Origin of the sequence: Amphibacillus jilinensis Y1, from assembly GCF_000306965.1 — a bacterium.
GTDB lineage: Bacteria > Bacillota > Bacilli > Bacillales > Amphibacillaceae > Amphibacillus_C > Amphibacillus_C jilinensis.
Window position 1 is genome coordinate 474,102 of the sequence record NZ_JH976434.1, and the last position, 21,837, is coordinate 495,938.

At 37.7% G+C, this 21,837-nt stretch carries 22 protein-coding genes; 4 read left to right on the plus strand and 18 right to left on the minus strand.

The genetic code is table 11. The features are described 5' to 3' along the window. Positions 1 to 41 precede the first annotated feature (41 nt). From pfkA to B494_RS0102900, 12 genes are all read right to left on the minus strand, one after another. The gene (gene pfkA / locus B494_RS0102845) at positions 42 to 998 is read right to left on the minus strand and encodes a 6-phosphofructokinase (RefSeq protein WP_017470852.1); all 957 of its coding nucleotides are present in this window, start codon (positions 996 to 998) and stop codon (positions 42 to 44) included. A gap of 149 nt (positions 999 to 1,147) precedes the next feature. Then, positions 1,148 to 2,005, minus strand: a complete 858-nt coding sequence (locus tag B494_RS0102850; protein ID WP_017470853.1) for an SDR family oxidoreductase — start codon at positions 2,003 to 2,005, stop codon at positions 1,148 to 1,150. A 381-nt stretch (positions 2,006 to 2,386) separates the two neighbouring features. Beyond that, entirely contained in the window at positions 2,387 to 3,163 is a 777-nt protein-coding gene (locus B494_RS0102855) for a glycerophosphodiester phosphodiesterase (RefSeq protein WP_017470854.1), read from the minus strand. Between the two features lie 122 nt (positions 3,164 to 3,285). Then, positions 3,286 to 4,659, minus strand: coding sequence for an ABC transporter substrate-binding protein (locus B494_RS0102860; RefSeq protein WP_017470855.1), 1,374 nt, complete (start codon positions 4,657 to 4,659; stop codon positions 3,286 to 3,288). Positions 4,660 to 4,715: 56 nt separating this feature from the next. After that, entirely contained in the window at positions 4,716 to 5,534 is an 819-nt protein-coding gene (locus B494_RS0102865; RefSeq protein WP_017470856.1) for a carbohydrate ABC transporter permease, read from the minus strand. After that, complete coding sequence (locus tag B494_RS0102870) at positions 5,531 to 6,469, minus strand: carbohydrate ABC transporter permease (protein WP_017470857.1); 939 nt, start codon at positions 6,467 to 6,469, stop codon at positions 5,531 to 5,533. The genes B494_RS0102865 and B494_RS0102870 overlap by 4 nt, the downstream gene beginning before the upstream one ends. Beyond that, the gene (locus B494_RS0102875) at positions 6,466 to 7,578 is read right to left on the minus strand and encodes an ABC transporter ATP-binding protein (RefSeq protein ID WP_017470858.1); all 1,113 of its coding nucleotides are present in this window, start codon (positions 7,576 to 7,578) and stop codon (positions 6,466 to 6,468) included. Before B494_RS0102875 ends, B494_RS0102870 begins: the two co-directional genes overlap by 4 nt. Positions 7,579 to 7,847: 269 nt before the next feature. Continuing rightward, positions 7,848 to 8,417, minus strand: a complete 570-nt coding sequence (locus B494_RS18865) for a transposase family protein (RefSeq protein ID WP_017470859.1) — start codon at positions 8,415 to 8,417, stop codon at positions 7,848 to 7,850. 309 nt (positions 8,418 to 8,726) lie between these two features. Then, positions 8,727 to 10,082: a DapH/DapD/GlmU-related protein gene (locus tag B494_RS0102885; RefSeq protein WP_017470860.1), complete on the minus strand. Its 1,356-nt coding sequence runs from the start codon at positions 10,080 to 10,082 to the stop codon at positions 8,727 to 8,729. A 127-nt stretch (positions 10,083 to 10,209) separates the two neighbouring features. After that, entirely contained in the window at positions 10,210 to 10,920 is a 711-nt protein-coding gene (locus B494_RS0102890) for a GntR family transcriptional regulator (protein WP_017470861.1), read from the minus strand. Positions 10,921 to 10,993: 73 nt separating this feature from the next. Continuing rightward, positions 10,994 to 11,737, minus strand: a complete 744-nt coding sequence (locus tag B494_RS0102895) for an SIS domain-containing protein (protein ID WP_017470862.1) — start codon at positions 11,735 to 11,737, stop codon at positions 10,994 to 10,996. Between the two features lie 132 nt (positions 11,738 to 11,869). After that, on the minus strand, positions 11,870 to 12,865 hold the full coding sequence (locus B494_RS0102900) for a TIGR00341 family protein (RefSeq protein ID WP_241211390.1): 996 nt from the start codon (positions 12,863 to 12,865) through the stop codon (positions 11,870 to 11,872). Positions 12,866 to 13,035: 170 nt separating this feature from the next. Here B494_RS0102900 and B494_RS0102905 point away from each other — a divergent pair, with 170 nt between their 5' ends. Both B494_RS0102905 and B494_RS18870 read left to right on the plus strand, forming a co-directional pair. Continuing rightward, a complete protein-coding gene (locus tag B494_RS0102905) occupies positions 13,036 to 14,427 on the plus strand; it encodes a Na+/H+ antiporter NhaC family protein (RefSeq protein WP_017470864.1) in 1,392 nt (463 codons plus the stop codon). 498 nt (positions 14,428 to 14,925) lie between these two features. Continuing rightward, on the plus strand, positions 14,926 to 16,017 hold the full coding sequence (locus B494_RS18870) for a hypothetical protein (protein WP_017470865.1): 1,092 nt from the start codon (positions 14,926 to 14,928) through the stop codon (positions 16,015 to 16,017). 11 nt (positions 16,018 to 16,028) lie between these two features. Here the strand turns inward: B494_RS18870 and B494_RS0102915 are convergent, their stop codons facing one another. The 3 genes from B494_RS0102915 to B494_RS0102925 all read right to left on the minus strand — a co-directional run bounded on the left by B494_RS0102915 (position 16,029) and on the right by B494_RS0102925 (position 17,712). Then, positions 16,029 to 16,466, minus strand: a complete 438-nt coding sequence (locus B494_RS0102915) for a hypothetical protein (RefSeq protein WP_017470866.1) — start codon at positions 16,464 to 16,466, stop codon at positions 16,029 to 16,031. Positions 16,467 to 16,669: 203 nt separating this feature from the next. Continuing rightward, entirely contained in the window at positions 16,670 to 17,356 is a 687-nt protein-coding gene (locus B494_RS0102920; RefSeq protein WP_017470867.1) for an LrgB family protein, read from the minus strand. Next, positions 17,353 to 17,712 (minus strand): CidA/LrgA family protein, encoded by a 360-nt coding sequence (locus B494_RS0102925; protein ID WP_017470868.1) that lies wholly within the window; start codon positions 17,710 to 17,712, stop codon positions 17,353 to 17,355. Before B494_RS0102925 ends, B494_RS0102920 begins: the two co-directional genes overlap by 4 nt. A gap of 102 nt (positions 17,713 to 17,814) precedes the next feature. Between B494_RS0102925 and B494_RS0102930 the strand changes: the two genes are divergently transcribed. Both B494_RS0102930 and B494_RS0102935 read left to right on the plus strand, forming a co-directional pair. After that, positions 17,815 to 18,276, plus strand: a complete 462-nt coding sequence (locus B494_RS0102930; protein WP_017470869.1) for a GNAT family N-acetyltransferase — start codon at positions 17,815 to 17,817, stop codon at positions 18,274 to 18,276. 198 nt (positions 18,277 to 18,474) lie between these two features. Further along, entirely contained in the window at positions 18,475 to 19,203 is a 729-nt protein-coding gene (locus tag B494_RS0102935; protein ID WP_017470870.1) for a GntR family transcriptional regulator, read from the plus strand. Between the two features lie 298 nt (positions 19,204 to 19,501). Here the strand turns inward: B494_RS0102935 and B494_RS0102940 are convergent, their stop codons facing one another. Genes B494_RS0102940 through B494_RS0102950 form a run of 3 tightly spaced genes read right to left on the minus strand, consistent with a single transcriptional unit; the run spans position 19,502 to position 21,790 of the window. Next, positions 19,502 to 20,239: a sugar isomerase domain-containing protein gene (locus B494_RS0102940; protein WP_017470871.1), complete on the minus strand. Its 738-nt coding sequence runs from the start codon at positions 20,237 to 20,239 to the stop codon at positions 19,502 to 19,504. Between the two features lies 1 nt (position 20,240). Further along, a complete protein-coding gene (locus B494_RS0102945) occupies positions 20,241 to 21,506 on the minus strand; it encodes a PTS ascorbate transporter subunit IIC (RefSeq protein ID WP_017470872.1) in 1,266 nt (421 codons plus the stop codon). A 2-nt stretch (positions 21,507 to 21,508) separates the two neighbouring features. Continuing rightward, on the minus strand, positions 21,509 to 21,790 hold the full coding sequence (locus B494_RS0102950) for a PTS sugar transporter subunit IIB (RefSeq protein WP_017470873.1): 282 nt from the start codon (positions 21,788 to 21,790) through the stop codon (positions 21,509 to 21,511). Between the last annotated feature and the right edge of the window lie 47 nt (positions 21,791 to 21,837).

Below are 21,837 nucleotides of genomic sequence, written 5' to 3' on the forward strand. Positions count from 1 at the left end.
ACAAGCACTGCCACAATGTTAAAAAGCGGCAGTGCTTAGTATCAAATGAGATCTTGAAAAACTTGATAGAGATGATCATTAATTTTATTTTCAGTCGCAAAAATTTCGTCGAAGGTATGATAGGTAATTTTATTACTTTCAATACCAAGTGCTACGCCAACAATGTCTTGTTTAATTAAATCGATCACTTCATGCCCCATTCGGCTAGTGAAGACACGGTCGAAAACACTTGGTGTGCCTCCTCGTTGAATATGACCAAGTACGGTTGGACGTGTATCAAGCCCAGATAACGATTTAATTTCCTTCGCGATATCTTCGGCTTTTCCTGCTCCCTCCGCTACAACTACTATGCTATGTGACTTTCCACGGTCAAACCCAGCTTTAAGGTCTGTTGCTATTTTGTTTATATCTGCTTCAACTTCTGGAATGATAATCGCATCAACACCACTTGCAATGCCAGCTTGCAATGCTATATCACCACAGTTACGCCCCATCGCCTCTATCACACTAACGCGTTCATGACTACTCATTGTGTCACGCAAGTTACCGATCGCATCTGTCACGACATTTAAAGTCGTATCAAAACCAATGGTATAGTCAGTTAATGGGATATCATTATCTATAGTTCCTGGAAGACCATACGTTTTTATTCCTTGACGTTGTAATGCCTGTGCGCCTCGATAGCTACCATCTCCACCGATCACCACTACGTAATCAATACCCTTATTTTTTAAATGTTCTATTGCTTTAGCTTGTCCCTCTGGCGTTTTAAAAGCTTCTGATCGTGCGGATTGTAAAAAGGTGCCTCCTCGATATAGAATATCACTAACCTCTTTTGAACCCAACTTAATAAAGTCATTGTCCATCAATCCTTTGAAACCTCTTCTTACTCCAAACATGTCAAAGCCATTAGCTAAACCCGTGCGAACGACTGCGCGAATAGCGCTATTCATTCCTTGTGAATCGCCACCTGATGTTAATACTGCGATCTTCTTCATTGCTATCACCTTCCTCTATTGTCTATCTTTCCACATTTCGGTTATTTAATTATACCATAACCAGGTGGACAGACATAAAAGAAAAGTAGATTCACCAATAAAACGAACCCTCAATTTGAAGCGTGTTTATATTTACATTATTACTTTTATTATCCGTTGACAATCACACCACCATTGACGTGAATCACTTGCCCTGATACATAACTTGCATCTTCACTTGCTAAGTAAACATAGGCAGGGGCCAGTTCATAAGGCTGACCAGGTCTTCCTAATGGATTATCCGAACCAAACTCACTCACCTTTTCTGCATCAAATGATGCTGGGATTAGCGGTGTCCATATTGGTCCTGGAGCAACGCCATTAACGCGGATTTTTTTCTCTATTAGCGATGAGGCTAATGATCGTGTGAACGATGTAATTGCACCTTTTGTACTTGAATAGTCAATTAAACTTGGATTTCCAGCATATGCAGTGATTGATGTACTATTAATAATCGCACTCCCTTCATTTAAGTAAGGTAATGCTGCCCGTGTCATGTAAAAGTATGAAAAGATATTTGTTTTAAACGTCGTCTCTAGTTGTTGATCGCTAATAGCTAAGAAATCTTCTTGTGGATACTGAACTGCTGCGTTGTTAACAAGAATATTCAAGTGACCAAAAGAGCTAATTGTTTGTTGAACCGCCTTTGTACAAAAACTTGAATCCCCTACATCACCACTTATTAATAAACAGCGCTGCCCTTGTTCCTCAACCAGTGCCTTCGTCTGTTCCGCATCTTGATGCTCATCCAAATAAACGATCGCAATATCTGCACCTTCTTTGGCAAAATATAAGCTAACTGCCCTACCAATACCACTATCACCACCGGTAATCAAGGCTACTTTATCCTTTAATTTGTAACTTCCTTGGTATCGACTGTTGTCATATATCGGTAACGGATTCATATCGGCTTCTATACCTGGCTGTCTGTCTTGGTGCTGTGCAGGTTGAATTTTTTTCTTTTCCATTTGCTAATCACTCCTCATTTGTCTGTTTAACTACTGTTTACCCGATTTTATTAAAGTTATACATCTGTACAGCTCGTTGATTTACTAATAGCTAAAAATCAAATAAAAACACCTGATCTTGACCAAACATTAAATCTGTGAGAAGGGTATGAAAGCATGGTTGAAATAATAGGATTAAAATCATATTTTTCTTAATATAAAACGAATATTCAATGAGTGGGCGTTTGCAGCTGAATTGGTCGTTGAGTATCCCCGAAGATTAGTAAGGGTAATCTGTAGTAAAAAGCCTTCAGTAAGGTTACTTTCCCACTACTGAAGGCTAATCATATAAATGTTTCTTGCTAAATGGATCGTTAATATCACCAAAACTAATGGGGAGAATTACCCTTCACGCATATAAGGTAAAGCTGTATTCTGAGCCCATCGTTTTTTTATCTCAAGTGCCCGGCTAGGAAAATCAGTAATAATACCATCAATTCCAAGCTTAAATAATAACGTCAATGTTTCCTCATCATTAACCGTCCAAGCTCTCACGCGTGTTAAATCAAGCTGGTTTAAAAAATAACGATCCTTTAGTAATGAAGCTTCAATATGCAAATAAGTCATATTGTAGCTTAGATAATAATCCATAACCTGTGGTATCGGTTGGTGAATCAACCAAGCAATAGTAGCCTCAGGGTCGATTGCCTTTAGACGCGTTAAGGTAGGTAAATGAAAAGAGGAGTAGGTGACTTCAATCCGATTCATGTAACCTTGAACACAATCAATTAGCTTTTGCTCAATACCATCATATTGATTGAAAGCAGTTTTTAGTTCAATGTTTACTTTGATACGCTTTTGTACGACTAAATCTAATACCTCACTAAGTAATGGAATCCGCTCTAAATCCCAAGAAGGATCATAGTTAGTGTACGTTTGATAAATTGAAGAGAGTGTCATTTTTTTGAGTTCTGACCAGTTATAATGATTAACGAAACCTTGGGCATTAATGGTCCGCTCTAACGTTTCGTCATGTATCACAATAAGTTGATCATCTTTCGTTAAATGGACATCTAACTCCACCCCATCAACACCTTCATAAATGGCTTGGCGCATACTTAACATTGTGTTTTCAGGGTATAAACCTTTACTACCACGATGACCATATACATCTACCATTCGGCCTCACTCCTTCAGTCACTATTTTTCACCTTATGCTTAGTGGCTAACAATTTTGGTGTTGTTCTTTTCCGTTTCTATGCTAACGCCTCAATTAATGAGTCAATGTTAAGCGCACCTTGTTATTCTCCTCTCGCACGATTGGCTTGATCAATCGCACCATTTATTTGTTCAACCATTGTTTGATAAGCTTGATCAATGTCTCCATCATTATAAACGGTTTCCAGCGCAGTCTCTGTAATACGACGCGCCTCTGGAATCATGTCCATCAGTGCACCCTCAGTCGCAAATGACGAGGTAGTTGATTGAAGTTGATCCACTGTCACCTTTAATTGTGGCATAGCTTCATAAGCATCAAGAACAACTTGCTCTTGATAAGCAGCTGGGTTAATCGCAAAATAGCCAGTACCTACATGCCATTCAGCTTGTACTTCTGGTGTTTGCAAATATTTCATAAAATCCCACGCAGCCTGTTGTTCTTCTTCTGGTTGACCATTCATCATCCATAGGCTTGCTCCACCGATTACCACGCCATGACGTTCTTTTTCCTCCGGGTAAGGTAAAAAGGCGACCCCTACTTCAAACGATGCTTCATCAACCACCTGACGCACATTGGCAGATGAGGCTATAAACATAGCGACATCTTCAGCAAAAAAGCCAGAAATCATATTATCACCATTTGTTCCGTAGTTTGCAAATGTTTCATCAGCCATCATTTGTTCAACCCATGCGAACACTGATTTCCCCTCTTCTTCTGTAAAACCTACTTCAGTCGGTGTTTCAGAACGACCATTGTCATTATTCATAAGAAGCGCGCCTTGATTAGCAAGCAGTTGCTCGTACAGCCAACCATAAGCTTGAAGAGCAAAGCCTTTCATATCAGGATTATTTGCAACAATTTGTCGGCTCACTTCCTCTACCTCTTGATAAGTGGTCGGTGGTGAATCAGGATCTAGTCCAGCCGCTTCAAACGCGTCTTTATTGAAATACATCACAGGTGTGGACGAATTAAATGGCATAGAATAAAATTGATCGTCTACCCGGTAATAATTAATAATGTTTTCCTCTAAATGATTCATATCATAACCATCTTGATCAACAAACGTTTGGATCGGTTCAATTCCACCACTGTTAATCATTGATTTTGTCCCAATTTCAAACACTTGCATCATCGTCGGCGCACTGTCAGTTCCAGCAATGCTATTAAACTTTGTCAGTGCTTCATCATAAGTACCTTGATATTCAGCCTTTACGAACACCTCGTCTTGGCTCTGATTATATTGGTCAACAATTTGATCTAATGCATCCTGTAAAGCACCACCCATCGCATGCCAAAATACGACTTCAACAGGTGCTTCATCTCCACCTTCATCAGAGCTTTCTTCTGCCTTATTGGATGCGTCATCTTGCGCTTCAACCTCTTGATTTGTTTCATTCGTTTGGCAACCCACTAGAAATAACATTAATGCAAAGCATATCAACCATACCTTCTTCATAAAAAGACCCTCCTTATTTTTTCTTATTTAATTGAATAAAGCATATACTTGATCATTTATTTTAAAGCACCTTCTGTCAGACCTTGTTGCAACTTTTTCTGCCCGATAAATAGCAAAACTAAAGTTGGAATCACGACAATTACAGCACCTGCCATAATTACGCCCCATTCATTTAATTGTTCTTGCGTTTGCAATTGCCTCAATCCAATTTGCACTGTTCGAAAGCGATCATCAGTTGTTGCTAAAAGTGGCCAAAGATACATATTCCATGATGTTAAAAAGCCATAAACACCCAGCGTAACTAGACTCGACTTTGCAACAGGTAAAACGACTGTTAAATAAAATTTAAAATCACCAATACCTGAAATTTCGCTAGCTTCCTTCAATTCTTTTGGGATCTGCTTAAAATGCTGTCTAAGTAAAAATGTGCCAAATGCCATGGCGAAGAATGGTACCGACAGACCTGGATAGCTGTCAATCCAATTTAGATCTCTAATGGTATGAAAGTTTGGAATGATTGATGCTTCAAATGGCACCATCATCGTTGCTATAAAGATAAAAAAGATTAAATCGCGTCCCTTGAAATTAATGAAAACAAACGCATAAGCAGCCAAACTAGAGATGGCTAATTGACCGATCATGATCAGCAAAGAGACGATTAAACTATTAAGTAAGTATTGCACTAATGGAAAACGCTGAAAGACTTGCACGTAATTATCGAATGTTAATGAACGTGGAATAATTTGCCCAGTCATGATTTCTTGGTTCGACATGAAGCTCATCATGAACGCAATAAAAGTTGGTGCAAAAACGAGCAAAGCTGATAACGTTAGTAATGTATAAAAAACGACTTTATGATGAAGGGGGACAGTCATTGATAATGCACCTTCCTTTCACCTAATTTAAACTGAATAACAGTTAACACTAAGATGAGGACAAACAAAATAATGGCTTGTGCACTAGCTGTTCCAAATTGATAATTCATAAATGCTTCTTGATAAATGGAATAAACCATTAAATAGGTTTCGTTTTGGGGACCACCACGTGTTAACATATCAATTTGTCCAAACGTCTGAAAGGCATTAATAAAAGTAACGGTAATAACAAAGAACAAGGTTGGCGACAACATCGGTAAGGTAATACGTCTTAGTTGATACAAATAACCAGCCCCATCAATATCAGCACTTTCATAAAGATAGTGATCAATCGATTGAAGACCACCTAATAAAACCAGGAAGGTAAAACCAATATTCATCCAGATCGTTGAAATAGCAACAGATATTAAGGCCCATTCCGGATCGGTTAACCAGCCAATAGGTGCGGAACCGAAGGCATTTAACAATTGATTGAGCCAGCCAATCGTTGGGTGAAACAGGAACAACCAAAACACCGAAGCGGCTGCTGTTGATATCCCCATCGTCGAAGCATACATCGTCCGAAAAAAACCAATACCTTTCAATTTCTCATTAGCTACAATCGCTAAAAATAAGCTAACCAATATGGCACCTGGCACCGTATATAGGACAAATAGAAATGTAGATTGTAGGCTTTTCAAAAATATCGGTGATGAAAAAATATTTTGATAATTTTCCAATCCTACAAATACTGTTGGCATACCACTACTGTTCGTTAAAAATAAACTCAAATAAATCGTACGTCCTAAAGGATAAAACAAAAACAGGCTGAACAATAATACTGAAGGCGCTAAAAAAGTAAATCCTTTAAACATTTTTATTCGTTTTTGTTTTTTAGTTATGCGTTCTAAGTCATTCGCTTCTAATTGTTTAATGGGGATCGCTAGTTGATTCATAGCGCAACGACCTCCAAATGTTGATTCACTGTAGGTGCTTGAATGAGAGCGCCAGAATCACGATTGAAAAAGCTAAAATGTTTAATCGATAATGACAAAGGTACACGTTCGCCAACTCGTATTAACCATTGACCAAGCCATTTAGCTGTCCACAATTCCCTTCCTACTTCAAATGTTAGTAGGGTTTCATTTCCTAAATGTTCAATATTTATTACTTCTAGCCACAGATCTGCTTCTTCTGGCTTTGCATAACTAAGGTGTTCTGGTCTAATCCCTACAATTAAATTCCCTCGCTGCATCACCTGTGGAATATCACTCATGTTCAATGAAAGTTGAAGGGTCTGTTCAATCATGAGTTGCTGGTCGCCAATCATTGCTTCTCCAAAATTCATCTTTGGCGAGCCAATGAATGACGCAACAAATAGATTAGCAGGCTGATTGTAGAGTTCAATTGGCTCTCCAATTTGTTGGATAGTCCCATCATTCATTACCATAATCCGATCGCCCATCGTCATCGCCTCAACTTGATCATGCGTCACATATATCATAGTCAGTCCTAATTTTTTCTGAAGCCTACGAATTTCAACACGCATATGTGCTCTTAATTTGGCGTCTAAGTTAGACAGAGGCTCATCCATCAGACATAACGGCGCTTGACTAACGACAGACCTTGCCAGCGCTACCCGCTGTCGTTGACCGCCTGATAATTGCTTCGGTTTACGATCAAGCAAATCGGTTAACCCCATCATCTCCACTGTCTCATAGAGCCTCCGTTCTTGTTCAGCTTTTTTCACCTTTTTAGCATGAAGACCGAAAAGAATATTTTGCTTAACAGTCAAATGAGGATATAGGGCATAGTTTTGAAAAACCATTGATAAGTGGCGATCCTTCGGAGGCAAATGATTAACAATGTTACCATTGAGCCTCAATTCCCCACCTGTAATACTCTCCAGTCCAGCAATCATTCGTAACAAAGTGCTTTTCCCAGATCCTGATGGGCCAACCAAAACAAAAAATTCACCTTCTTCAATGGTTAAATCAATATGTTCCAGTACACTAGTTGTTTTGTCATAAAATTTAGACACAGCTGTCAATTCAACTGGATGCATGCGGATAAACCTCCTCATAAAGATTTCTGCGATTACATCCACAATGTATCACAAAAAATGCACCAATATGCTATTTTTACCAAATCATAACATTTATTTTACATGAGATATAATGTTTATTTATATCGTTAATAATACAAATCTTAATCAAGCGGGTGTTTTACGGACGGTTATTTTAAAAAGTGGTTCTCTGTCAAATGTGGTGGTGTAATGTTCACTCCACCATTCATCTTTGTTAAAAGCTCTTTTCCCATAAAGTAGTGCTATTGCTAAGCCGCAGAGGGAAATATACTCGCTTTCCGCGGACGAGCGCCCAAGCCTCCTCGCAAAGACCGCTGTGGGGTCTCGGTCGCCCCTTTTCCGTAGGAGTCTCGCATATTTCCTCTGCTATGTGCTATTTCAAACGAGAGCCTTTTTAACTTCTGATGGTCAAATAATCGAAAGGGAAGGTTCGTTGTCATCCCTACCAAGCGAGCTGCACTACGAAAAGAATGGAAGACCGTGTATGCTAATGCTGTTGTTTTCAAAGCATTTGTCCAACGTTGATAATAATCCGCCATTTGTAATCGTTCATAAAAAGGACGGCTACAATTAGGACACAAATATCTTCGCTTTTTTAATGATATCTTCACATCTTTATTAGAAAGGACTGGACCTTGAATCTCCTGTCTTCTATAACTATGCACTCGGTTTGTTTTCTCCTTACAGAAAGGACATTTTTGTTGTTTTTGCTTTGTATAGAGTTCCACAATCAAGCTCCTAGATTCTTCGGTTACACCCCATACGTCTACATGCTTGTCTTTAATTCCCAATAATTCTATGATAAAATGACGTTGCACTCATATCCCCTCTCTTTTCTATTGTCTCGACAACTTCAGGGTAACAAAGAGAGGGAGAAATAAAAAAGGCAACAGTATGAAAACGCTACTGTTGCCTTTACTTCTGCATGGTTGTGTCGCACGCGACCTCATACATTTAAACGTTATTTCATTCCGATAAGCAATGGATTCGCTTTTCGCGGGGAGGGCTTCATGATCTACACAGTGTAAATCTAATTTTCGATTTATTATAAACCATTCGTTTAGATTCGCAGGTGAGATATGTTCCGCTTTACAGACTTTATTGTACACCACCATCTCATTGCATGGTCACCAACCGTATTTTTTATTTCCCCACTCTTTTTCAATATGCTCTTCTTTTTTTATTAGCAGCGTTTCATGGGATACATCTTTTTCAATATTTAACCCTGGATAAAGTGCACATTCACTTCCGACTTTCACTCCTGGAAAGAAAACATTGTTTACCCCTGTCCGCGTATAATCACCAATAAATACTGCATTAGCATATTTATCTGAGTAACTTCTTCCATTTATTCTGTGTGTTTTACTTGTATCATTAAATCGCAAAATCCCACAAACACATGCCGCCGCAACATCCACATATTGGCCAATCACTCCATACATTTCACTGTAATGGATGGCAGAAATACCTCTCATTGTCACACCTTCAATTTCAGCATTATGTCCAATTCTGTTTTCATCACCAATCACCGTATTTGATTCAACTTTAGCATAGTCCTTAACATAAGAGTGATCCCCTATCAGTACTGGACCGTTTATGATCGCACCAGTATCAATTTTCACGTTATTCCCTACAATCACATTCCCATTAATGGTAACATTTTTACCTATGAAAGAATGTTCACCTAAGGTAACATGTCCATTTATCGTTGCTTCTTCAGAGATAAATGAATGATCCCCGATAGTTGTTTCTTGGAGTTCTTCAGCATATTTTTCAAGATAATCACTATTTACATGTAAAATATCCCATGGAAACTGCAAATGGTGTACTTTATCTTGAGCAAATATAGCTTGAATCCTATTCCCTTCTTCCAAATAGTCATTCAATCCATTTTCTAAAAATAATCGATTAGGAATCATTGAACCTGTTACACGATGGTTAAAACCATAATTAGCATATGCAATAGAGTCTAGAGCCCGTTTATCCAACTTGTAAGCTCCAGACACTTCAGCAGTCACATAATGGTCTCTTGCATGAGCTAAAAATTTAACAACCTGATTATTCTCTACTTGCGCGCCAATCATATCAATGCTTTCTTGTTTTTTATGCGTCAATAGAACACTTGAAGCCGCTTCAGACGCCATCAGAGAAGTTATATCATTCGATGTTATAAGATAATTACCCTTCTGGATAATGACCCCTTCTTCAAATGTTTCATTATTTGTTCTTAAAAAGCTGTCTAAACTTATACTGGATTCAATCTGTTGAATGTTTTTATATTTCTTCAACAAACGTCTTGTTTGATCTGCTTTATAGTTTAAAAATACATAAATATCCGATTCTGAGATACCGGATTCTAATAATTGCTCAATTTGCCAAAAAATCATTTCCTTATTTAAAAGGGGAAGACTATTTACTTGATAGTGTTTATCAAACGGAAACATTTTATCTTGCCGATCATTACATAGTAAAAAAGCTTTCATCTCTATCTCCCTCTCATCTTACTTTTTTTATCACAGATAACGTCCGTAAAGCACCCACTGATTGCAGGTTCGTTTTATGCTTCAGAAAGAAATTTAAGAGAAGAGCATTTAGAGAACGTTACGCCTTTTATTTATAAACTGTATGCACTAAGTAAAAACTTTCAGTTTGATAGAGTGCATAGCCTATATTAAATGGTTTTCCATTCTCTAAACAAGCAATATTTTTTGTATCAATAAGCGGTGATCCTTCTTCAACATTTAAAAAGTCACCCATTCTAGAATTAGCTAAAGTTGCACTAATTTTTTGATCTACAAATTCATATTCAATACCTTGCTTACTTAGATGCTCGTATATAGATTTTTCACAAATTTCTATGTTTAGTTCCTTAACAATTTGAACATCAAAGTACTCTATCTCATATGAAACAGCTACGTCGTCTGCATATCGAATTCTTTCTACTAACCACATCTCTTCTCCAACAGCAATTTTCATGTCTTTGGCTTGTGTTTCATTTGCCTTTACCTTTTCTAACTTTAATAACTTCGTTGAAGGCTTCATCCCTCGACTTCTAACTTCTGACGAAAAGCCAATTCCTGCTTTAAACCCAAAAAACTTAGGTAAAGGATTAACGAAAGTTCCTACCCCTTTTTTCTTGGAGAGTATTTTTTCATTAACAAGCTCTTCAATCCCACGTCTAACTGTAATTCTTGATACCGCAAGATGATCAGCTAATTCTGCTTCTGATTCAATCATTTGGTGAGGCTGATAAATGCCTGCTTTAATTTGACTCAAAATATAATTTCTTACTATTTCATACTTCGTAACTTTACTTGTCATAATAACGATCCTTTCTATCTGTCATAACTTGTTATTATTATAACACTAGAAAAGACAGAAAACTCACTTTGACTTACTTCCAATATCCATAGTATTGATGAAACAATCTATCATTATACTCATCGGCTCCGTCTAAATTAGAACTCTTAAATACTGGAATATCTAACCCAGCGTCTCTTAAACGTGAAACGACTCCAATGATAATAGATTGTGCAATTCCTATTCCTGTAAAATCAGATGTTGGACCTAAATCAGCTTCCACACCTTCTATGTGGTAAGCAGCATCCCCTTTAGGTGCATGACTATCGATCGTAACATCTGCAATTTCATAAATATTTTTTCCTGACTTATGACGAGAAGATACGGATTGAGAATGCTCCATAGAGGTTAACGCTATCACCTTTGCCCCTATCTTCTTCGCTTCTAGGCACATTTCAACGGGGATGTTATTTCTCCCTGAATTTGAAACAACCATCAGGGTATCTTTAGCTTCAACCTTATAAAGCGATAGCATATTTTTGGCGTAACCGTCTAACCGCTCCATATACGTACTTTTATTTGGCATTTGGTGGAGCATTAATTCTGGTGGTAAGATACCTTTCACATAGGCAAGACCACCTGCCCTGATATAAATCTCTTCTGCTACCATATGCGAATGACCAGAACCAAACACATAAAAACGACCATCATTTTTGCAGCTTTGGAAAATCAATTCTGATGCTTGATTGATCGACTCGCCTTCACTTTCTATCACTTTAGTCCATGTATCACCTAAATAATTCAAAAACTGTGTAATATCTTGCTTAGAAGTTGTCATTGTTATGCCTCCATTTCAATTTATGAATACATATTATCACAACATGTTATAACATGTAAAGGTGTTTATGTATTATTTTATCTTTTTACCGGTTTCTCAGACTCATCATACTTTATAAAGAACGCATTCGGATTATAAACTAAAGTAAATAATCACAGCCAACAACACAATGATTACACTAACAAATACAAGGGCAATAGCCCGAGATGTATGCGCAGCTTGCACATCTTGCCAATTGATTGGTTTGATCCCTGTTAACCAAAATACACTAATTGCCGATAACAAAATAGCATGAACATTGACCAATACAAGCAACAGGGGTGTCAATGCTATCCCCCATTCACCCGCTCCCAAACTCATTCCTAATACGACAGTAGGTGGTAGTAATGCAACCGACACCATCACCCCAACTAATGCTTCTGACACGCGCTTTACAAAAGATAAGGCACCTGCAGCTCCTGCTGCTAATGCCAAGATAATATCCATCATACCGACATCTGTACGTGCAAGAAACTCATCACTATTAATCGGAACATTAAAAAAGAAACCAAATGCAATCGCTATTAATAGTGGGACAAATAAACCAATTAACGATGTTCCGGACGAACGTTGCATTAGCTTATAATCACCCAACAATGTTGAAAAAGCCAGTGAAATAAAAGGACCAATTAACGGTGCAATTACCATTGCTCCAATAACAACTGCTGAACTATCTTTGACAATCCCAGCTGTAGCAACAACAGAAGATAAAACGAGCATCCAACGGAAATTTATCGTGAAATGACTTGAAGCTTCGACCACATGGTAGAGTTCATGACGACTAGCCCTTGCCATTTCTGTTTCTGCCTTGACTTCCCTCTCCTCTACTTGATCTTCATCCATGTGAGGAAGGTATGTCGATACATTGAAAAGTAATGCCTGTATTTGATTGTCATCATTCGCTTTTGTCTCAAGAAAATCCAAAATCCCCTCAGCATACTGCTTTTCAATTAAGAGTTTAAATACTTGTTCTTGATCCGAAACACGATATTGCCACTGCGAAACGATTTGAAAAGCATCTAACGCTGCTACAAAATGGGCAACTTTCTGATTCAATATGTATACTTCAATTAATTGCAATTCCACCATTACCACCCCGTTTGAACCCTTGATTTTCAGATTTTTCACATTTACCATGAACAACCTTTTTCTTTACTTAGAGCATATCCCATTATTTTAATATTTATCAATTGACCGGATAAATTCATTTAAATAGACACAGAATAAATTGATTGACTTTAATTGAAAGGATGACGTTAATGGTTAATAATTGGACGGCTCTAATTCCCTTTCTACTCGTTATTCCAATTGCGATTTATACCCGGCAAGTATTACCCGGACTGATTGCGGGATTATTGGCAGGGTCTTTTCTTGTTGCTCCTCATCCTATCCAAGGCATGCAAGCAATGATTACTTATCTTGTCCAAGCACTAATCGATGAAAATAACATTAAAATCATTTTATTTCTATATGTCTTTTCTGGGATGATTGGGATGATCAAATTTACCGGGGGGATAAATGGGTTCGTTGTCAAGGCATCCGAGCGTATTTCAACGAAACGTGAAGCATTGATTTTAACTTATATATCGACCATTGGTACATTTAGTGCACCTACCTTTCGATTTGTTACAATTGCCCCCATTATGAAGGCACTTTTAAAAAAAGTTAACATGTCAACAAAAGAGTTAGGATTTGTGATTGAAACAACCGCTACACCAGTAATTGTTCTTATTCCAGTTGCTACAGCATTTGTCGGCTATATGGTATCTGTTATTCAAGTAGCCACTGAATCTAGTGGTATTGAAATCGATCCTTACCAACTTTTCATTCAAAGTATTCCATTCAATTTTTTTGCAATTGTCATTATACTGCTTGGTTTTTATTTAAGTTTCTTTCACCATAAAAAAATTCGATCAGAATCTCGTGACCATGTGAAAGGTGAAGTGCAGCAATGCCCTCAAGACATGGGGCCGATCCCTAGTAAACCATTGAATTTATTTGTCCCAATTATCCTTGTGATTAGTTTAACCATTTTTTTAACTTGGTGGGACGGGGCTAGTCAAGGGTATGGTATTTTTGAAGCTTTTATAAACGCTGACGTTTTAGAAGCAATGATCGTTGGCTTAATGATGACCTTTTTATTAACAACCTGTTTCTATTTAATTCAACGGTTTAAACTTGGGGATCTCGTTACCCATTTCATTGAAGGTGGAAATGAATTAATGAACGTCATCGTATTGTTATCAATTGTATGGGGACTGTCTTCAGTAACGAGTGATTTAGGTTTTTCAGAATTTGTTACCTCATATACAGATTGGATTCCTGATTCGCTGATTGCTCCCCTTCTATTCATTTTTGGTGCAGCCATTTCCTATTTTATCGGTTCGGCTTGGGGGACATGGGGGATTCTTATGCCGCTTGGTATCTCACTGGCCGCTTCTGCTGGTGTATCTTTGCCTTTAATTGTAGGTACCGTTTTTGCAAGTGGATCTTTTGGCGCTTTCGCCTCACCTTTAAGTGATGATACCAATACACTTGCTAATATATTGGGCTTGACCGTTATGGACTATGCCAATTTTAAATTGCGGCCTGCTTTAATTGCCGCTTCCATAACAACAGGTCTTTATTTTATTTTTGGTCAGTTTTTTTAAAAGAAAGGAGCAAAGATAGGTGCTGTCTATCATTAATCCAAAATAAATGTCGAGCTTTTTTCAGATTTTTGAAGACTAATTTGAGTTTTCCTTGTTTCTCTGTAAGAAAAAAATCAAAAGCACATCAATGAACCTTCAATAATTGGAGGGAGAGCTACAGGAGGCAGGTCATGCAGACGTGGCCGGTCTTAGTCTGTAATCCTTTTTAAGGACGTGGCGGTCTTAGTCTACGATCTTACCCACCAACTGAGGAACACAAGCTAACGTCTTCGCGTCCTGCGAAAACGCTTGTGTGACCAACATCCTGTTGCCCCGAGTGAATCAGGACATTAGCGTCCGTTCGCCTCAAATTAATTAGATTTACTTTACTCTCTATTTTGAGATGGGGGTTTTACGGACGTTTTTTATGATAAACGTGTTCCTTAAATGCATGGGATAGGCATATCAATTGATTTCTTTCATATACATAAGATGGTGTGAATTGACGGAGGTGGAACCATGGAGCAACTGATTTACTTTGCAGGTACACATACTGCCAAAGGTTATCGAGATTTATTAGCAAGTAATCTGGCTGGGATTGATTATATCTTTCTTATCGAAGGCGCAACCAAGCATGAACGCTCACATTGCATCCGGCATTTTTTCGAAAAGTGGCGAGCAAAAGGAGAACAAATTGAATTATTATTAAATTGTCTCGATCGATCCTATTTTACTGGCGTCATTAATAGACGTAGACGCTGTGCAATCATTGATCGACGCGCATATCCGCACTATACGCCTATTGCCGTTGGCTTAATTGAACATATTGTGGACTTAAGCGGTAAAGTTGATGAAAAATCATGTGCAAATGATCGAGCTGACATTCAACAATTATACAGACAGCAGCAAGAAAAAGTGAACGCCGTTCATCAAAGTTTCGCTATTGGTTTAGATATTCATGATCAATTAGAGCAAATTTTCATTGATGCGATAGACTTTCGTAAGGCTGACCATGTTACTCAACAATTAATCGGAAAACTATTTGATCACGAGATGAGTAATAAGGCGTCGCCTACCGTATACCATCGCTTCCTTGGCGCTTCAACAGCTACTGGTGTCGTCGATTATATCGATCAATTAACAGAACAAGTGAATAAGCGTTATTTAATTAAAGGGAGAGCAGGTTCAGGCAAGTCAACATTGTTGAAAAAAGTTGTAGCTGAAGCTGAGGAGCGACGGTTTACGGTAGAATGCTATCATTGTGGATTTGATCCTGATAGCTTGGATATGATTATCATTCGCGAACTTAACACGGCTATCTTTGATAGTACAGCACCACATGAGTATCAACCCTCTCGACATGGTGATGAAATTATTGACCTTTACCAAACGACAATTGCTCCTGGTACAGATGAAAAGTATCACGAACAAATCGCTAGTTTAACCGTACAATACAAATATCACATTCAAGATGGCATCAGAGGGTTGGCAGACGTACTAGACATTGAAAATACAATAGAAAAAAAACTAAAAAAATGTTCAGACCAAGCGAACTTTAATCACCAGGTTGAAACGTTTATTAAACGCGTAGAAACATGGGTTCATGAATGAACCCATGTTTCTTAAAAACTAATCTGCCACAGTGTTATTCCGGATAAAGCAGACAAAAAGATAAATAAACCAGGCAGAATAAATGTCTTCCATTCTAGCTTCCTCGGTGTTTTACCGACAGGGAGCTTTACTTTTGTTAATATAGCTAGACTAGCCATAAAAATGTTTCCAACAAACAATTGACTAATGCACATCAATATTAAAAGACGCCCCGCCTTACCATTACGAATTCGTTCTTCCTCTTTAATATAATAAAATAAATAGCCCCACCAGACACTAATCCCACTAATTAGCATCATCACAACAAAGATAGGCTCCTCTGCAAAAAGCACCGACAAAGTTGTTGTATTTAGTCGTGCTAATGAAAAAAGATAACCAAAGAAAAACACCGGTATTAGAAATGAAACAACAATGATCGCGACATACAATCGTCTTGCAAGTTTTGTCATATAACTTAACTCCTCGAATAAACATTTCCAAATAAAACGAACCTTCAATCAGCGGTCACTTTCTTTCTTCCTCCACTAATGGGTCGTTGAATGAATCAGGACATTAGTAGCCATTAACGCCCGCCTATATAGCTGAACTCTACTCTCTCTTTTCTAGCGAGCGTTTGACCTATTATAAATATAGCTTAAAACCAGATAACAATTTATAGTAATCCAACTAATAAGGGCAGCACTGATAAACCCAGTAATATAGTGATGATCCCAGCAAAGATCATCGCTAAGGTTGAGAATGTTGTTGCTTCTTCTCCATATTCAAGGGTACGATTAGTCCCTACGGCATGAGCCCCCATCCCCAACGCTAACCCTTTAGCCATTGGTGATTTAATCTTTAACACCTTAAATACCATCGGACCAATAAGTGCACCAAAAATTCCAGTAATAATAACAAACACGATCGTTAGTGCAGGAATACCACCGATTTCTGCAGACACTTCCATAGCAAGTGGTGTTGTAATTGATCGAGGTAACAAACTAATTAATAAATGATAATCCAAACCAAACAATAAACCTAATAAAAAAGTAGACAAGATGGCGACAGTCGATCCACTAATAACACCGAGTAATATAAGGGCTACATATTTCCTTAAAACCTCCACATGTTTGTACACTGGAATAGCAAAAGCAATCGTTGCTGGCCCTAGCATATGGGTTAAAACAACTGCGCCTTCATCAAATGTCTGTGGAGAGATGCCAATTAGACTTATCGTGATAATAATAAGGGCTGGCGTAAAAATTAATGGATGAAATAAGAGGATCGGGTAGCGCTTAGCTAATTTTTTCGTTAACACATACAAACCACAAGTTAAGAGTGTGACCAATAAAATATTCACTGTTGCTTCACCTCAAATCGATCAACAATCAACCCGGTGATACCGACGACGATTATCGTACTTATTGCAATAACTAAAACAATAACTAATCCTTGAACACCTGCTAATTCATCATAATTAACAATACCAACTGCTGACGGAATAAAAAAAAGTAAGAGCTCAGCCATCAACCATCGTCCGCCTTGCTCAACCCATTCCAATTTAATCACATTAAAGAACAAGGCAGAAAACAACAACAAAAGCCCCACAATTGAAGTCGGTAATGGAATAGGCACTATCGCTTTTAATCCGATTGCCAAAAATAAAAAAATATGAATAATTGCTACTTGCACACTAATAATTCCTATCCTTCGCATTTACTATCTTTCCTTTTTTTATCTATTTTCGTTCAAAATCGCCAATCTTCTCAAGGAATATGATACACTTTCTTTAAACAAATTGCCATAGGGGGAGAGTAAATGACTACACTTAAGCTTTTCCAAGTTGATAGCAAAGAGCGCCATGACTTCCTTGAACTTTTAATGTTAGCAGATGAAAGTAAAGAGATCGTCCTTTCATACATAGAGCAAGGTGAATTATTTAGTATTAAGAAAGCAGATTCTGTTGTCGGTGTCGTATTATTTACTTTTCTCAGCAATAATACGCTTGAATTAAAAAATATTGCCTTAAAAGAGGCTTACCGCAACAAAGGATTAGGCAAACAAATCATCAGTCAAGCTGAACACTATTATCGAGATATAGGCTATGATCATATCATTGTGTGTACAGCTAATTCAAGCATCGCTAATATTGCCTTTTATCAAAAAATAGGGTTTCGATTGATTGATATAGAAAAGGACTTCTTCAATCAGTATCCAACCCCCATTTATGAATATGGAATTTTAGCACAAGATAAGTTAATTTTCAGTAAATCTATTTAATCTATAGCTTCGTTTATAATAAAATCACTTTTATTTCCCGGGAAATAAAAGTGATTTTATAACATCTTGCAGGAAACAAGATGGTTTTGTCGAATTTTAACTTTAGGAACTAAACGATCAACATGCTCAGCATATACAACCCCATATATTTTTGGTAAAATTAGGACTGTACTGACTGGCGAAGAAGGGGGACACAAGGTGATTAATAAAAATTCTCCAATTCCAATTTATTATCAATTAGAAGAGATCATTAAGAAAAAAATACAATTAGAAGAGCTTCAACCTGGAGATGTATTGCCGTCTGAAAGAGAATATGCTGAGGCCTACAATATTAGTCGGATGACAGTGCGACAAGCGATTAACAATATGGTTAATGAAGGATTACTTTACCGACAAAAGGGCCGAGGAACTTTTATAGCAGATCAAAAATTCGAGCAAGATCTATCCGGATTAACAAGCTTCAGTGAAGATATGAAAAAACGCCATCATATGCCTTCTAATCAATTGATTAGTATTCAATTGATCAACACCACACCTTTGATTAACAATAAACTTAACCTTGCTGCTGGTGATTTTATTTACGAAATAAAACGCTTACGTCTTGCAGATGATGAGCCAATTGCCCTTGAAACCATCTATACACCTAAAAAATTTGTTGGGGAAATTGATAAAGCGCAGGTAACTCAATCGTTCTATGACTATATCGAAAATCAACTTAAACTTAAAATTGTCCATGGCCTACAAACCATTGAAGCTGCTTTAGCTAATAAAGATGAGATAAAATATTTAAATATTAAAAAAGGAGACCCCATTCTTCTTATGCAAAGAACTTCTTATCTAACAGATCAAGAGGATACACCGATTGAATATGTAAAGAGTGCTTATCGTGCAGATAAATATAAATTTAATATGCACATGAAAAGATAAAACGAACCTTCAATCAGTGTGCGTTTTACGAGCGGTTAACTGTGATAAAGAGGGTGAGACATAACTAAATAATGAAATGGCGTATCCGAACATTCTGAACAAAGCGCAGGAAAAACACGTAGACTCCTGTGGGAATAGCACGGGCTGAGGATCCACTGTGTGAAGTGTATTTCTTCACACAGTTAGCCGAAGCCGTGCCCACGGAAAGCGAAGTGTTTTACCCAAGCGCTATATGTATCAGACATTAATGTTCGGATTTTTCTTATCTTGTTACTCTTTTGTCCCAGGCTCTTTACTGTTAAAATCGATAATGTATCGTATCTTTATATTGTTTAAATAGGGCTTTATTCAATTGATCTCCACCATCGAGATTAGCACTGTAGAATATAGGTGGCTCCTCATGACCTGCTTCAACTAACCGCTTAACTACTTCGGCAACAATCGTATTAGCGATCGTCGCCCCAATTACAGTAGAAGTTGGGGCGACCTTTTGATCTATGCCTTCGATTTGTATCGTTGCATCGCCGATATCACCATGATTATCAATAATCACATCACAGTAATGGTACATATTTTCCCCACTCGGATGTCTTGATTCAACATTTTTAGAGTAAGATAGATTTGTAATCCCTATAATGTTTACACCTTTTTTCTTAGCTTCAATTGCCATTTCAATCGTGACAGGATTTCGCCCTGAAACAGAATGAAGAATCAGTACATCTCCTTTGGTAAATGGCGTTTTTTCTGCTAGTAACCTACCATAACCCACCATTCGCTCCATTTTACTTGTATGGGTAATTGGCTCAGTATCTAGCATAACCTCGCGACCAAAGATTGGGTTAACATTAATAAGACCACCCGCTCTAAAATAGAGTTCTTGAGTTATAATACTTGCATGACTTGCCCCAAAGGCAAAAATCGCTTGTTTTTTTAATGTAGCCTCTGTCATCATGACTACCGCTTGATTTATCTGCTCTTGTTGTTCGTACTCAACTTTATTTAGAAGCGCACGAATCTTATCAAAGTAGGAAAACATATTATCCTAGCACTCCTGATATTAAATCAGCTAGCCATTTGGCAATGGGGCCAAATAATGAAAAATCATTTCCACCAAAGACGAGCATCCAATTTTGGATAGTAGAACTATAAATGATGACAGACACACCCATTAAGGCAACCATAGCAATAGAAGCAACAGCAGATCCAACAATAGCACCGCGCTGACCACCTTGGCCTTCACCAATCACCGCAGCCCCACCGCACTCAAAGAATGAGGTAACAACCAGTGGAATCAAAATCACACCAAATAAATTAAATGCATTGGCAATAACGATCATCACCGTGGAAGTCAACATTGCTGCTATAAAACCAATGATGACAGCATTAGGCTTATAATTGAATATAATCGGAACATCTAATGCAGGTAGAGCACCAGGAATTAATTTTTCTGAAATCCCCTGAAAAGCTGGGATAATCTGATTAATTAACATCCGAACACCATAAAGCATAATTAATAAACCAGCACCAAAGGTTAAACCTTGATTAAATGCTAAAAAGAATGGATTTTCACCTTCAACCACAATTGTGGGTTCAATAAACCAAACAGCTATATACATAAGAAAAATAACAATACCACCCGTAATCGATATTTCTCTAAAAAATGATAATTGTTTAGGCACATTAATATCTTCTGTAGAGTTTTCTTTATTACCGACACGTTTTGCTACAAAACCAGATATTAAACTTAGTATTCCGGTAGGATGACCAATTAAGAAAGACTGATCTTCTGTAACTGCCCATACATAGTTCCGCATCAGCCATGGCATAAATGACCAGTATGAGGCTGATAAAACCGCACCAAAAACAATTAACACCACGCCACTAAGACCTGCTTCAACGCCAGCAGCAACAAAGATAAAAGGGAACCACCACAACATATGACCTGTTAAGAAAATTGTTTTAACTTTTGTAAAACGCGCAATCAATAAGTGCAAGATTAAACCTAAAAACATCGCTAATCCAACATCACCACCATACGAAGCAGTAAATGTTGCATCATTTAATGTTTCGCCTACAGAGATGTCACCAGCTACCACTTCTTGAAAAGCTGCATTAATGGGAGAAATTGTACCAACAATTAACCCAACACCAGCATCAAGAATAATCATACCAAATGCAGCAGAAAGTGAGCCTTTAATGATATCAGCAATATTCTTTCGTTGAACAATTAAACCTATCATCGCAATTAAGCCCAATAGTATCGGGGGATTGCGTAATATGTGTTCTGTAAAAAAACTCATCATTTTCACTTCCCTCCATTCTCTTGAAATTGATCAACTGCTTGTCCAACTTCTTCCTTATCCATATAACGTTTAATCGGAAACACCGGACAGTTCACACTATCTTTTAATTCTTCACCGAGCTCGTGCGAAGTAAATATCGCAGCCGCATCGGTTCCTTTTGCCGAGCTAATATCTGTATTCTCTACCTCACAGTCGATACCTCTTTCCTTACACGCTTTTTCAATTGACATTTTCAATACCATCGAAGAACCAACACCAAAACCACAGACCGCTAAAAATTTCATCTTTAATCCACCCTTTCACTTCATGATAATATGTGAGCAATCTATCC